Origin of the sequence: Methanosarcina sp. DH1 (assembly GCF_020804205.1) — an archaeon.
GTDB classification, from domain to species: Archaea; Halobacteriota; Methanosarcinia; order Methanosarcinales; family Methanosarcinaceae; genus Methanosarcina; species Methanosarcina vacuolata.
The window spans coordinates 1-15,224 of the sequence record NZ_WJBJ01000021.1 but is presented as its reverse complement, the minus strand read 5'-3'; the positions used below and the strand labels follow the sequence as shown (position 1 = coordinate 15,224).

Sequence of the window (15,224 nt, the reverse complement as noted above, 5' to 3'; positions counted from 1 at the left end):
CAGATATTGTACAATTAACTATAATAAAATAAAATAAAATAAAATAAAATAAAATAAAAATATTATATTTAATATAAAGATTATAATGTTCTATTTTTCCCATACTAAAGATTTATAAAATGCAATGAAAATAATACATTTCTTTCAGATTGTGTTTTGACCGGATACAAATTACTTGTTTTCACTGGTTTTTACCTGCAAGTTCATGCTAACATATGGCCATTGAGGACTTATTGATGCTGTTATTCTCTCTGTTATTCCCTGAATTTATTTCAGTTATTTTAAAATATGGCAATCCTTTGATAGCCAGATGAGCCATAGCATCTTCAATATCTAGAGCAGGTTCCTTTATTTTGTCCGGGCTTGCTATGGCGTTGAGCAGCTCTGCAAGGGCAGGACTGTTCGAGCTCCACGTACCATCGCTCCGGGTTTCGGCTTTAAAAATTTGCCATTCGATTTTAACTGACATAGTGCTCCCCCTATCAAATGTGCATTGCCCATTTGGACTGTGCACTTAAAAAAACAAAAGCTATTAATTATCAAATTTAATTATTTTTATAAGCTTTTGCTTATAATGTTATATTACTCTTATATTGACCTTCTATATATAGCTCGACTTTCTAACTAAAAATCCAAACTATTGAGGTGGAATCGAAAGGCAGAAAGCATTTTCCCTTTTAAAAACTTCCAATTTTGCAGATTCAAAACTCAGTTTTTGTGAGCCTTAAACGTGTTTTAAAATTAAACTTGATCTCGCAAGTGAGACCTAACTTATGAATTTAACCGAAAAACGACAGCATTAGTCAAGCCTACCATAAATAAGCAATGTAGTTTATGATTCTGAAATATTGTCTTGAAAATCTTATAGGGTGAGGGTAGAACTGGTTTTGGGGCTAATATATCTGTTAAATGGTTAAGACGTATATTTAAGCCGTAGTTTTTACTGTACTTAATTTTATGTTTTAAGCACTTAGATCTTATAGGTAAAGTACTATTTTTAAGGTCAACATGTGCCCGAATTTCTGAAAAATTACTACCCAGTTTTCAGTTTAATGTTACAAATTATCCAATTTTATAAGTTATTTGAATTTTAATATATAATTTCATCTAATAATTAGGCGTTGTTATTTGTCATTAATGAAAACTTGCCGTTATTTAAAATTAGAGTGATCCTGAAAATTGATAAATTGCCATATAATATAGGAAACATGTTTTAGCAAAGCCGTCTCTTAATCATTATCGACTTTTCAAGTTTGGCACAAATAGTAAGAAAATTGATTGTAGAACGCACTCGTGCAGGCTTAATAAAGGCACGTCAGCAAGGATGATCCTGCGGTCACAAGTATAAAATGACTGTTAAATATGGAGTTCTAAACTGAAGCTATAATACTTGATTTTGGCACTTAATTGCATAAATATATAGTTCGCCAAAAGTATCATATAGAAGGACGCGATATAGATGTTTACCATATGTTGCAAAATAGTTGACCTCTTTTTCGAGGTTTATCTTTGTAAATTTCTTTCTTGGTACCCGAAGATTCTCAAGAAAGAACTTCAAAATTACAAAACATGGTGAGTATGAAAAATATAATAGTAGGGAACAAAATGAGGTGAATATATGTTAAAAAATCGGCTTATAATAGCAGGTTTAATGGCGTGTTTAATCCTGGCAGCGATTCCATCGGTTTTGAGTGCTGCTGATAATCAAGGAATAGTTCCGATAACCAGCAGTATGAAAACAGCCCCGACCTCAGTCCCAGTCTCAGTATCAGACTCTCCAGTCGATACAGCAGCTGTGACCAGCAACATAGCAACCAAGTACTGGCTTGAATTGAAGGCTTATCCTTCCTCCAACACCAGAGCTTTGTGGCTCTATGCAGGTAATGATTGGAGATATTTACCCAGTCCATCCGTAAATATTGAAACCTCTGTACAACAGGCATTTGCTAACCCTGACATCTTCCAGGTTAAGGTCTGGTACTGTGGAAACAAGATCGTCGGATTAGTAGTAAATACTAAATAATCCCATACATCCACCTTCCGCAGTAAAATCTCGTATTTCATAGATCTTCATGCTATCTGTTTTTAATTTAACGTACATTTTTTTAGACTTTTAGCAGGAGATAAAGCAACTATGTGGTGTATTCGAGACCAAAAACAATATCATTCAATTTTCACCAAATTTTATAAAATGTCCAAATTACTTGAATCTGTTCCAAAAATGTTATCATAATAGTATTGATTCTCAAAAAATACTGCAGAATGTGGGTTTAACGGTAGTGTGTCAATTTTTCTGTAAAATCATAAATTTCAATAGGGGATAATTTATGAAAAAGATAAATACAAAAATATTAACATTTATTGGAGTACTCTTTCTAATACTATTGGTAAGTGATACAGTAAGCGCAGATCCTGGGACTGCCCAAGGTCTCAACAAACAAGTAACAATAACAGGGGCAATTACTCCAACTGTAACAGAAACAGGTAAAATTAGCTTATCTGTAGATGGACTCGGTACATTATCTGATACCGGGACCATTCAAGTACAAAAACCGCAAGGTGCAACAGTAAAAGAAGCATATTTAATAGCTGCTTCTACTGGTTTTGGTGGTGATACTCTTGTCGATGGAGATGTCAAAATCAACAATCAGGATGTTAGCTGGACAGATAAGACTCCCAGTGCTATTAGTTCGTATAGCTATTGGGCAGACGTAACATCTATCGTAAAACCAATTGTTGACTCGGCTCCGGCAGGGCTAGTTAATCTAGACATAACAGAGACGAAAACATATGACGATGATGGAGAAATTCTAGCAGTGATTTTTGATGACCCTAACCAGAAAACCGACAACACGATAGTATTACTCTTTGGAGCTCAAGCTACTGAAGGTGACACATTCAACATTAAAACGGCTCAACCTATCGATTTAACCGATCCAAAACTGGCTATTGACATGGGTCTTGGAATTTCATTTGGTTACCAGGAATATGGAGGGGATCAGTACAGCTTAATTGATGTTAATAATAAGCGTCTGACAACCTCTGCTGGTGGGGAAGATGATGGAGACCATGGAAATGGTGCACTTCTGACGGTAGGGGGTATAGGTGACAGTAATGATAACCCCTCCGATCCTAATGCAACACCTACAGACCCACGCTCAGATGATGAACTGTACAACCTCCTCCCATTTGTCTCTCAAGGTGATACAAAAATCTCTGTTTATACACAAAACCCCTCTACGGATGATAATATTTTCTTTGGATATTTTGACTTTAAGTCTACCGGAGCAGTAGTTGGAGAAGGAATTGTTCTCTCACCATTGAGTGCTACTACCTACGTGGGAGCTACGCACAAACTTACCGCAACAGTCCAGGACAACTCTGGAAATCCTGTTATAGGGACGACCGTTACATTTGAGATAACTGACGGCCCCAATAAAGGGAAAAGCAGTACAGCAACAACAGATGCAAACGGTACGGCAACATTTTCATACACTGGAAAGACTGCAGGTACTGATACTATTGTAGCAAGCTTTATAAACAGCCAAGAGACTAAAATAACTTCTAACGAGGTAACAAATACTTGGATAAGTACCCTTCCTGTAGCAAGCTTTTCTGCGAAACCTACCTCAGGAAAAGCACCAATAAATGTCGCCTTTACTGACACCAGCAAAGGAAAACCTACTAAATGGAAATGGACGTTTGGAGACGGAGCAACTTCAACCAAACAGAATCCAATCCATAAGTATTCCAAAGCAGGTAATTATACGGTGGCTTTAACAGCAGCAAATGCCGCCGGCAGTAGCACGGTAACAAAGAAAAATTACATAATAGTATTCTCAAAACCTGCGGCTTCACTCTCTGCATCTCCTACCTCAGGAAAAGCACCATTAACAGTTGCCTTTACTGACAAGAGTTCAGGAAACCCCACTAAGTGGAAATGGAGTTTTGGAGATGGAGCAACTTCAAGAGAAAAGAATCCAAAGCATCAGTATTTACAGGAAGGAAACTATAAGATTACACTTACTGTAAGCAATTCTGCAGGCAGCAGTACTATAACGAAGACAAATTTCATAAAAGTGACAACAAATACAAGACCGGGAATATACTCTCAAGAATGAATAAAACCCTGAATTGAAAAACAAGAGACTTTTTAATATTTTCTGGGGCCTTCAAAATTTAACATTGATTCCGATGACAGTTGGCTGCCATCTTTCAAAAAACCAGAAAATAATAAAAAGTTTCAAAAGACTTTTATTTCAACTGAAACTTTTATTTTGCTATCAAAACAATTTCGTCGGTTTATTTCACCTTCTGAGGCAGGATATGAACTGAATTCATTTAAATCAAAATTGCTTGTTTGATTTATCTGAGTTTATTACGACCTTTTTTCCCTGAGACTTGCATATATTCTGTGGGCGTGCTTTTTAACCAGATAATTAAAACTTTCTTTTGAGATCGGTTTTGATTTCTTGACTATCACTATAGGTTTCTTAGAATGTCTGGCAATCCTCTGTGATAGATTCCCAAGTAAAGAAATCTTAAATCTTTCACTTGAGTCGCCAATGATTATCAGGTCGTTGTTGTTTGAGGCCTCCAGTAGAGCATCTTCTATGGAATATTTCTCCAGTATTTTATAATTAACAGGTATGGAAGTTATTTTCTCAACGAGGCTCTCGAGTTCATCAGTAATTTTCTGCCTGTTTTCCTGGACTTCATCCGGGCTAATGATACTGATAATTTCTATTCCAGCGCCTGTGTTTACAGCCAGTTTTTCTGCGAGATAGAGACCATAGACCGAGTTTTCTTTACCATTATACCCTACTAGGATTTTGTTGATGCTGTCAGGCAGCTGTCCCTTTAATAACGCGATTGGTCTTTTTGAGGACAGGAGAACCTGGTTTGTAACTCCATGTGAGTACTCGAATCTCTTTGGCTCGTGCCATCCCATAATAATCATATCTGCATGCTCAATTTCAGCCTGCTCCAGAATTGAGTTTGATATGCTGTGGTCAAATGCAGCAATATATTCTCTTTTATGCCCGAGAATTGCAGGATAACTCTCAAATTCTTCTTTGAAATGGCAGTCCATTGCTATTTTTTTCTCATGGTAGGCTTCCTGAGCTAATTTTAAGTTTGTTTGATCCGGAACCTCGATAACATGGAGACAAATTATCTCGCTTCCCATAAAATCTGCAAGTTTCAAAAGAGCACTCTCATGTTTCGGGTTGGAGATCGGTACGAGAACTTTAACCAGAGGAACAGGTTTTATTTCCTTTTTTTCGACAGTATTCTCCAGCAGGTCGAATAAGTTATACTCTGGAATGGCTTTACCCCTTCCATAGAACGAGTACCAGCCAATTCCAGCAAAAATCATCATTACGGTGAAAAGAAGAGGTAACCCACCAAGCATGGGAAGCAGTACTATGCTCCCAACTATCCCGAAGATTTGTGTATAGGGGAAAAACGGGTCGCGAAAAGTGGGTTCGTATCCTGGCAGGTTTCTTTTTCTGAGGATTATCACTGCCATATTTAACAGGATAAATATCAAAATATTGAAAGCTCCACCCAGTCTTGCAAGCTCCTCTATGTCGAACAGGAATAAAAGCAAGACCATTAATATTCCTGTTACAAGTATAGCGTTATGGGGAGTTTCAAATTTTTGATGGATAAGGACAAACCATTCAGGCATAAGTGCATCCCTGCTCATGGCAAAAGGAAACCTGGAAGACGATAATATAGCGCCATTGGCTGTGGAAAGTGTAGCAAGCAGCGCACCCAGGGCTATTGCTATTCTCCCGGATTCTCCTGCTATCAGACCTGCAATATCGGCCAGGGGAGTAATCGATTTCTCGGCTCCTTGAAGGTTAGGGAACCCTACAACTACAGCCATTATGCCAACGTAGAAGATGGTTACTACAACGGCTGAAGCAATAAATGCCAGGGGCAGGTTCTTTGATGGGTTTTTTACTTCCTCGGATACTGCGGCAGCTTCTGCGAGCCCGAGATAGGATATAAAAATAACTCCTGCTGTTGTGATTGTCGAGGTTATACCATGAGATGTTGCAGGTGAAAAGTTAGCTGGATTAACCATAAAAGATACTCGGGCTATGAAGAGAGCCAGAATTACCAGCAAAAAGACCACAATAAAGTTCTGCAGTGAACCGCTACTTTTTGCCCCACGGTAGTTAATCACTAACAAGATCATGCCGGTTGCAGCTGCTACGACATATATGGGCAGGGGATAGAAGATCTGAGCGTATTCTGCAAGCCCGATGAGTGCAAATGTGCCTTTGAAGATTAAGGCCAGCCAGGAACCAAGGCCGATTACTGCACCAAGCGCAGCTCCCATCGTCCTGCTGATATAGTAGTAGCTGCCGCCTGCCAGAGGCATGCCGGTTGCCAGTTCTGACATGCTGATGGCTGTGGCTATTGAAATAAGCCCACCAAGCAAAAAAGAGAGTATTGCTCCAGAACCTGCATCTGCTAACGCAATTCCCGGAAGAACGAATATCCCGGCTCCAATCATAGTGCCGGTGCCGATTGCAAAAGTTGAGAAAAAGCCAAGGCTACATCCCAACCTTTCAGTCGTTTCAACTGATGCCATTTTTTTACTCCGTATGTCACAGGGATTTCAAAACGGTAAATCCATCTTATTTAAATCTTTGTATTACCTTTACTTTGACAATACTGAACGTACATTTCACATCATACGTCAGGCATGCAGCAGGTTTTTCAATCCTGTTGCACTGGATCTGCCTTTTGAATGGAATAACTTCAAAGCAAGTGATTTCTTCTGCAGTACGGCTCCAATGTCTTTTTAGTTGAACGGCTCCAATGTCTTTTTAGCTAAACGGCTTCAATGTATTTTTTAGCTAAACGGCTTCAATGTGTCTTCTTAATTAAGCTTTCTTTTTGATTATTTTAAAAAATAATGTATCCTGCTCTTGATTAATGCATTTCAACTCATATTTTAGTGAATTTTGTTTTCGAATAGTACATATATCTATCCGTCGGGAGGTATATTTCTTAGCCTGCGGTTAGCATTTGCTAAAAGTGGTATTAAAAGGAATAAGGGAATAAAGAGAACAGTATAGGAAAATCTGAAAATTAATGAGTAAGTGTTTCAGTTTCTGGTCAGAGAGTTCTATCTGTGAGTATATTAACTAAAAAGACTTTTGAATTGCAGCAACCCCAGGCAGAGAAACGGATAATGAGAGTTTGTTAACATCGGTGCAGTATGATAAAGTGAATATCAAAAAGTTAAAACACATTGATTTATACATAACATTGATCTATATATAGTATTGATTTTATACATAGGATCGATTTATAATAGCGTTTACATAACCAATATTATTGAATTAAGGGGTTAATGCATAGTTATTGGGCGATATAATGCAAAGTAATGATCTTATTAAAGAGCAGATACTACAGTTAAAAATCGAGATCGCGCAATTAGAAGCCGAGATTAACAAATTACAGATTACGATAAACGAAAAAAAATATGCTTTGAATAGATTATCTGAATTATTAGAGATACGAGGAGTAGCTTTAAACGACAATAAATAAATATATAAATAATGTTTACTACTAATTAACAGGATTCTTATATTTTAACCCGACTTATACGAAATTTTCACTAAACTCTAAAACGAATTTAACATAAAAATGCAGCCACCCGCAAGCATTTTCATTGGTTGTATATATTATTCAAAGAATATCATGTTTGTTTTCTTGATTTTTCAACCCCTTCATTTATTTCGTCCAAATGGCCTTTGGTATATGTGGTTTTTCAACGATAACTGTGTCTAAAAGGAGATTAAATCTGTACTGTATCTTCCAATTTTTTTATTTACTGCCATATTGGACTTTATCCTTCTTTCCCTGTTATATTTATTAATTTTAGCTGTATCATACATTGCATCATCTGTTACTTTGGAAGGCTTATTAACAGGCATTCCTATAGGTCTCTTTATATTGAAATTTTTAAGAATGCTTTCTTGAACTAAAATGGAAAGTGTGATGTATTAAAAGAATCAAATTATTATTCAACTATTACTTATATGAAATATTCAATCTAAATCAAATTATTATTCTACTATTATTCACTTATAAAATATCCAAACTAAATCAAATTGTTAGTCTACTATTATTCACTTATAATATATCCAAACTAAATCAAATTGTTAGCCCCCTAATTTAGTCCACTAATTTAACCCACTAATTTAGTCCACTAATTGTTAGTCCACTAATTGTTAGTCTAACTAATTGTTAGTCCACTAGTGTCAAGAAAACTTAGTTATTGATCATCTAGTAAACTTTGAATCGTTGTATTCTGATGAGAATGTACCAAGGATTATGCCCAATAATTAACTTGCCATGACACCAGTACTTATTATGAAAAATAATCATATAAACTGTTAATCGCTTGTGTTAATAAATTGCTTTGTGGAGAACGGAGTATGCTGGATGAGTTAATCTCTACTTATAACCGTACTAACTACGATTTCAGGAATTATGCATTTCCTGGGGATAAATTATCAGATCTATTCAATGAGTGGATTGATTATTATCGCATGAAATATGCAATTGCAAAAATGATCCGTCCAACGTCTATACTGGAAATTGGGGTCCGGTACGGTTATAGTGCGATAACTTTTCTTAAGGCTTCAGAAAATGCAACTTATTTGGGGATAGACAACGATTCGGAAACTTTTGGAGAAAACAAAGGGGAAGGTAACTGGGCCAAAAGAATCACACAAAATTACAAGGCAGAATTTTTGCTGGCCAATAGTCAGTCAATGACTACATTACCTGGAGATTTCTATGACCTTATTCATATTGATGATCATCAGGACGGAGACGGTATATTCCATGATTTAAAACTTGCACTGGAAAAAAGTAAATGGATTCTTGTTGACGGTTATTTCAAGTCTGATGAAAATTTATTGAGTGCAACGTATTTTCTAAATAAATATAAAGATTTTATCGAATTTGCTGTAACAATACCTTCCTATGCAGGTGAACTGCTGATTAAAACCAAAAGCTCGGCTAAGCATATGTTTGTAGAAGGCCTGAGCAAGGAAAATTCAAATTTAGAAGATATTATTGATTCTTATAAAAGGTATAAGGGCAGAGAATTTGAAGATTCTCGTTTAATTTCCATATCCTGTCTTGCTAACCCGAATAAAGACATGAATATACTGGAGGTGGGTTGTGGCCGAGGGGAGATCTCCTATACCTTATCAAAGTCCGGAGCTCATGTAACCGGAATTGACGACTCTTCTTCAGCGATTAAGACAGCTAAAGCCAAATATTTAGCCAATACCTCGATGAAGAATCTGGAATTTATTCAAGACAATTTTTTAAATCATAAGTTTAATAAAAAATATGATCGAATTATTGCAACAGATCTGATTGAGCGCGTTCCAAAAGATAAACTTGAATTAGTTATTCTAAAAATCGCAGAACTCCTTAAAGAAGACGGTTTATTTATTACGTACATTTATCCCAATAAGTTGTACTACCAATATACTTACGAGGAAAAGCGAAAAATCGCAAAGTCAATCGGACTTTATATTCCTGAAAATCCCAGGACGTTTTATGAAGATCTGAGACATATCAATGAGCAAACTCCTCAAAGCCTGTTTCTTAATTTAAATAAATATTTTTCACATATACTTACATGGGTAAACGATTCTCAAGATTTAGCAGGCTCGCTCACTCACTCTTTTAGTTCGGAAGAGTACAATAATGCCAGAACTATCCTTGCTGTAAGCTCTTTTGAAGATCTGGACAGGGACAGGATTGTTCAATTATTATCTCCCAGAAAACTTGACCGCAATGGAGTAAATATAGAAGCTCTGTCGGAAAAAGATTCAATTAACACTTTTTCAAATAAAAAATTCAAGTTGCATATAACTCTTAAGAATAACGGAAAAGAGCGGCTTGTATCTCTACCTCCTTGTCCTGTGAATATCTCGTATCACTGGCTGAAAACTGACGGTACGTATGAAGTTTTTGACGGACTCAGGACTGAAATACTACCTGCTTTAAATCCTAATGAACAGCAGGATCTTCAAGTAGATATCGTCGCTCCTCAAGAGCATGGGGAATATAAGTTGCAAATTGACCTCGTGCAAGAAGGCTGTTTCTGGCTTCAGGAAATTACTAATAAGCCTTTACTTAACATTAGTGCAAAAGTTGAGCAAAACCCGGATGAATGCAGGTCAGAGGAATCAAAAGTGAATACGTTCGAGATTAAAGACGATGAAATCAATGTTGAAGAGATTATGGAAAAAATTCGTGAGAACATAAGGGAAAGAAAAGAAAAAGACGATCCCAAAAATATCGAAGAAGTAGAACATGTATTTTCAGAGGCCTCCTCAAATGTAAGATGTCCCCAGGAATCCGAAGTAATTAATTCGGATTATGATATTCGTAACGACAACTATTCTATCAGTTCTCATCGTCCATTTTTTGGCACATTTTTGATAAAAGGTAGAAAATTAGTGCATGGAGAAATCAGACGTTATGTCGATCCCGTATTCCAGAAGCAAAGCCAACTTAATTATAACCTTGCCGGAGTTCTCAGTGATGCAAAGGAAACAGCAGACTCCTGCTCTAATAAAGTAGAGAAGTTAAAATTAGAAATTGAACAACTTGAGGACGAAAACAAACTACTAAAATCCAAAGTTGAGCAATTAAGCAGTGAAACTGAAAAGTTAAAATCTGAAGTTGTCGACAGTATAAAGAAAGAAGTCGAATCTATAGTTTCTACTGTTAATCTGGACCTTGAAAACAAAGCCTGGCTTAACAGAGTACTTGAGTCCAAAATACAGAAAGGACTCGGAAACCAGGAAACAGATACCTCTGGAAAGGCTAACACCCAGACAAATGCCCCTGGAAAGACTAATGCCCAGATTAATTCTTCTGGAAGAACTAATGCCCAGAATAATTCCTTCGGAAAGGCTAACGCTCAGAATAATTCATCCGGAAAGGCTAACACCCAGATTACTGCCTCTGGAAACACTAATACTCCGGTTACTGCCTCTGGAAACACTGACCCTCAGCTTAACTATTATGTGTTTGAAGAAAAGTTCCGCGGTTCAAGAGAAAATATTCTGCAGCATCATAAAAACTTTATAGGCTATTTTGAGAATTGCACCAATGTGCTTGACATTGGGTGTGGACGGGGAGAGTTTCTGGAACTGGCAAAACAGCAAAACATCAACGCTAGAGGAATTGATGTCGATGAGGATATGATAAACTTCTGTAAATCTAAGGGTCTAAATGTCGAACTAAAAGATGCCATAAAAGCTCTTGAAGAAATCAAGGATAAAAGCCTCGATGGAATTTTCATAAGTCAGGTGGTTGAACACCTCAATCCCAGGTATCTTGTTAATATGTTGAACCTTTGCAATAAAAAAATGAAATACGGTTTTTACATAATTCTCGAGACCGTTAACCCTCTCTCCTTGTTCTCTTTCGCGAACTTTTATGTAGACCTCTCCCACGTAAAACCTGTGCATCCGGAAACTCTAAAATTTTTGGTTAGTACCGCAGGTTTCCGTGATATCGAAACGAAATTTTCATCCCCTATACCTCCTGATATGAAATTGAAAAAGCTTCCGAATCTCGAGGACACGGACCAGAATAAATCAATGATTGAGATCTCTAACCAGAACATAGACATGATAAACGAAGCCTTATATGGGGCCCAGGATTATGCAATAATCGGGAAAAAGTGAACACCGCTAAACTGAAGATTTAGCGGCTTCTCACTCATATGAGGAATTTGAAGGATGCATTAATTATTACTTACAGAACCTCATTTAAGAAGAAAAACGGCTATAAATGGGAAGAAATATGTAGATGTGGATTTTAACTGGGACCGGATTGTTGAAAAATATGTACGGTTTCTTGAAGAGGCTTGAATATGGAAATTCATCAAATATTGCCAACCTTTAGTCCTGGTGATGCAATAGGCAATGAGGTTATTGAGATTAACAAAACTCTTAGAAAATGGGGTTATAACTCAAATATATACGCTGAAAATATCCACCCCGAAATGGATGCTAAAAGACATCTTGAATATAACAAAGTCTCTTCAAAAGACAACGTGTTAATATTTCATTTCTCAATAGGCTCCAACGTATCTCATTATGTAAGAACGTTGCCAGACAAGAAAATAATAAGGTTTCATGGGATTGTGCCCGAAAAATATCTTTATGGAATAAATAATTACATCCAGTATTTACTGGCATGGGGAAGAGAAGAGCTCAATTCATACCCAGAGATAACAAACCTGGCACTGGCAAATTCTCGATATACCCAGCTAGAGTTGAATAGCCTGGGATTTAAAAATACTGAGATTTTTCCACTTTTACTGGACCTCAATATTTACAATAAGAGTCCGAATAAAAGTATCTTGTCGAGATTTGATGATGATTACGTGAATCTTCTTTTTGTTGGAAGAATTATTCCTCAAAAGAATCAGCATCTTATTCTCAAAATTTTCTCATATTATAAGCTTATAAATCCAAAATCGCGTTTGTTTTTGATAGGGAATTATGAAGGTTGCGAAAGTTATCTTGATCAATTGCAGGAGATCATTCGGAAGCTAAAGTTAAAAGACGTTTATATCCCTGGAAAAGTCTCAATGGATGATCTAATTTCTTACTATAAACTGGCTGATGTGTTCCTGTGCGTGAGCGAATGGGAAACCTTTTGTGTTCCTCTTGTTGAGAGCATGTACTTTGACACGCCTATTCTTGCTTATAATTGTACTGCAATCCCGGATACTCTCGGAAACTCGGGAATTCTGATTAACAAACTTAAAAGTGATGAGATTGCAGAAATGATTAATCTTGTAGTACAGGATGAAGTTTTCAGAAATAAAATCATCCGGAAACAAAGAGAAAGACTAAAATATTTTGAAAGACCGACTATGGAAAATTTACTAAAAGAGTATATTCAAAAGGTGATCGAATGAAAATCGCCTTAGTCGTCCAGCGATATGGCCTGGAAGTTAACGGAGGTGCCGAATTCCACTGCAGGCTCGTTGCTGAACATTTGTCAAAATACTTTAAGGTAGAAGTGTTAACTACCTGTGCGGTAGATTACACAACCTGGAAGAATGAATACCCTGCAGGGATCGAAACCTTAAATGGAGTGCGGGTCAGGAGATTTCGTGTTGATTATGAAAGAGATTTACTGGCATTTAATAAATTCTCGGAGAAAATTTTTGGGGATACTCACACCTACGAAGATGAAATTAAATGGATGAAAATGCAGGGCCCGTACTCAACCCATCTTTTAAATTATATAAAAAATGCTAAAGATGATTATACTTGCTTTATCTTTTTTACCTATCTTTACTGTACTACCTTTTTCGGCCTCCCACAGGTGAAAGAAAAAGCTCTGCTTGTTCCTACGGCACATGACGAACCTCCTATCTATTTGTCGATATTTGATTCGCTCTTCAAATCCCCCAGCCGGTTTATTTTTAATACCGAAGAAGAGAAGAATTTTGTCACTTCAAAATTCAGAGTTTCTAATATACCTTCTGATGTTGTGGGTGTAGGTATAGATATTCCGGATAGAACTACTGCAGCTTTGTTTGCCCGAAAATATAACCTGGATAATTTCATTATCTTTGTCGGCAGAGTAGACGAGTCTAAAGGTTGCCATGAACTATTTGAGTATTTTCTTCGATATAAAAAGGAAAAGGAATCTTCTGTTAAACTTGTATTGCTGGGAAAACAAACTATGGAGATCCCTCAAAATCCTGATATCCTTTCCTTAGGTTTTGTCTCTGAGCAGGACAAGTTTGAAGGAATCAAAGCGGCAAAACTATTAGTAATGCCCTCAAAGTACGAAAGTTTGTCCATGGTCCTGCTGGAATCCTGGCTCTGTAAAACTCCTGTACTTGTAAATGGGAAGTGTGACGTGTTAAAAGGTCAGTGTATCAGAGGCAATGCCGGCCTGTACTATGAAAACTATGAGGAATTTAAGGCGTGCCTGGACCTTCTCCTGGCAAGCGATGAAATGAGGAATGCTATGGGTAAAAATGGGATGGAGTTCGTTTTGCAAAATTATTCATGGGAAAATATAGAAAATGAGTATATTTCAATATTGCAGAAAATTGATGATGAAAATTGATCAATTTATAGGCTCTTCGTCATTTCCTATGGATAAGATGATTTTCAATTCAAGACCGCATTGGTTTTTATGAGTACATTATGATAATTCCACACACAACGAAGAGCCTTTATCTTCGCCATTTCCTATGGATTAAGATGATTTTCAATTCAAGACCGCATCTTGTAATGTCAATCCATTTTCATATGCTATGACATAAAGTTCTGTATATTTTAGAGACTTTTCATTATTTTCTGGTTTTTGAATAATAGCTGTCACTGTCAGCAGAATCACTATCAAATTTGAGGATCTCAGAAGATGTTAAAAAGTCTCTATAATTGAGAAAATGTTCATGAGAATTTTTCCTTTTGCTTATTTAAAAGAAATTTAGTTTGTCTTGGCACTGGAACTACTTGCATTAACCAAAAACACCAATGAGAACTTACTAATTCAGCAGAAAATTACGCTTTTTCTATTAAATAAGTTATACCATTAAGGTCTACAAAAGATTCGAAAGCACTGTTAGATAAAATAGAAGAGTATAACAAATAAAAAGAAAATAAAATTTTATAAGTATTAAAAGTTATGGACTCAGTTTCATAATTTAGTGATTTCTCATTTTTTCCGTCCTTAAAACTTCACTTTTCTCTGCTAACTGCTCAAATAAACTGTAATAATCCTTGAGAAATGATTTCTTTGGCAGGAATGCCAAAGAATTATTTTACTCCGTTAATTGTTTCACTGAATTTTTTGACTAAAATCGATACGCTCCGCTACTTAATCCTTAACTCAGCTCTCAAAAATATCTTTTACTAAAGCTTAAATGGAGTAAATAATCTGAACAATTCCAGAAATGACTTTTGTGGTTTCTTGAGCAAATTTAATCTTCTCATTTGAGCAAGTTTGATCTGATTCTCAATTCCTTTATCAGTCCTGAACTGCTTCTTGTTATCCGTTTTTAGACTTTTTGAATAATAACTTTCAATAGGATTATTTGTCGCCGTCGCTCCAGGAAGATAATGGAAAAAAGTAAGATTTATCCAGTGTTTATTGATCATCCACAATCGTTTTTGAACCAA

The 15,224-nt window shown here is 36.4% G+C and carries 8 protein-coding genes and 1 pseudogene; 5 read left to right on the top strand and 4 right to left on the bottom strand.

Features of this window, described 5'->3' with window-relative positions:
• Positions 1-208: 208 nt before the first annotated feature.
• On the bottom strand, positions 209-469 hold the full coding sequence (locus FXW07_RS11395; protein WP_048157619.1) for a hypothetical protein: 261 nt from the start codon (positions 467-469) through the stop codon (positions 209-211).
• Positions 470-1,618: 1,149 nt separating this feature from the next.
• Here FXW07_RS11395 and FXW07_RS11390 point away from each other — a divergent pair.
• On the top strand, positions 1,619-2,023 hold the full coding sequence (locus FXW07_RS11390; RefSeq protein ID WP_048122542.1) for a hypothetical protein: 405 nt from the start codon (positions 1,619-1,621) through the stop codon (positions 2,021-2,023).
• Between the two features lie 304 nt (positions 2,024-2,327).
• A complete protein-coding gene (locus FXW07_RS11385) occupies positions 2,328-4,121 on the top strand; it encodes a PKD domain-containing protein (RefSeq protein ID WP_229395542.1) in 1,794 nt (597 codons plus the stop codon).
• A gap of 257 nt (positions 4,122-4,378) precedes the next feature.
• On the opposite strand, the gene FXW07_RS11380 is transcribed toward FXW07_RS11385, so the two are convergent.
• Positions 4,379-6,607 carry an amino acid permease gene (locus FXW07_RS11380; protein WP_229395541.1) on the bottom strand — a complete coding sequence of 743 codons (2,229 nt, stop codon included), beginning with the start codon at positions 6,605-6,607 and terminating at the stop codon, positions 4,379-4,381.
• Positions 6,608-7,811: 1,204 nt separating this feature from the next.
• A complete protein-coding gene (locus FXW07_RS11375) occupies positions 7,812-7,961 on the bottom strand; it encodes a hypothetical protein (RefSeq protein ID WP_229395540.1) in 150 nt (49 codons plus the stop codon).
• A gap of 504 nt (positions 7,962-8,465) precedes the next feature.
• Between FXW07_RS11375 and FXW07_RS11370 the strand changes: the two genes are divergently transcribed.
• From FXW07_RS11370 to FXW07_RS11360, 3 genes are all read left to right on the top strand, one after another.
• On the top strand, positions 8,466-11,753 hold the full coding sequence (locus FXW07_RS11370) for a methyltransferase domain-containing protein (RefSeq protein ID WP_229395539.1): 3,288 nt from the start codon (positions 8,466-8,468) through the stop codon (positions 11,751-11,753).
• Between the two features lie 188 nt (positions 11,754-11,941).
• The gene (locus FXW07_RS11365) at positions 11,942-12,997 is read left to right on the top strand and encodes a glycosyltransferase (RefSeq protein WP_229395538.1); all 1,056 of its coding nucleotides are present in this window, start codon (positions 11,942-11,944) and stop codon (positions 12,995-12,997) included.
• Complete coding sequence (locus tag FXW07_RS11360; protein WP_229395537.1) at positions 12,994-14,166, top strand: glycosyltransferase family 4 protein; 1,173 nt, start codon at positions 12,994-12,996, stop codon at positions 14,164-14,166. Before FXW07_RS11365 ends, FXW07_RS11360 begins: the two co-directional genes overlap by 4 nt.
• A 791-nt stretch (positions 14,167-14,957) precedes the next feature.
• Here the strand turns inward: FXW07_RS11360 and FXW07_RS11355 are convergent.
• A pseudogene (locus FXW07_RS11355) lies at positions 14,958-15,224 on the bottom strand (ISNCY family transposase); the annotation flags it as partial.

Coding starts and splice junctions, on each gene's coding strand:
- FXW07_RS11390 (WP_048122542.1), top strand. CDS start 1,619: ATGTTAAAAAATCGGCTTATAATAGCAGGTTTAATGGCGTGTTTAATC.
- FXW07_RS11380 (WP_229395541.1), bottom strand. CDS start 6,607: ATGGCATCAGTTGAAACGACTGAAAGGTTGGGATGTAGCCTTGGCTTT.
- FXW07_RS11375 (WP_229395540.1), bottom strand. CDS start 7,961: ATGCCTGTTAATAAGCCTTCCAAAGTAACAGATGATGCAATGTATGAT.
- FXW07_RS11370 (WP_229395539.1), top strand. CDS start 8,466: ATGCTGGATGAGTTAATCTCTACTTATAACCGTACTAACTACGATTTC.
- FXW07_RS11360 (WP_229395537.1), top strand. CDS start 12,994: ATGAAAATCGCCTTAGTCGTCCAGCGATATGGCCTGGAAGTTAACGGA.
- FXW07_RS11385 (WP_229395542.1), top strand. CDS start 2,328: ATGAAAAAGATAAATACAAAAATATTAACATTTATTGGAGTACTCTTT.
- FXW07_RS11395 (WP_048157619.1), bottom strand. CDS start 469: ATGTCAGTTAAAATCGAATGGCAAATTTTTAAAGCCGAAACCCGGAGC.
- FXW07_RS11365 (WP_229395538.1), top strand. CDS start 11,942: ATGGAAATTCATCAAATATTGCCAACCTTTAGTCCTGGTGATGCAATA.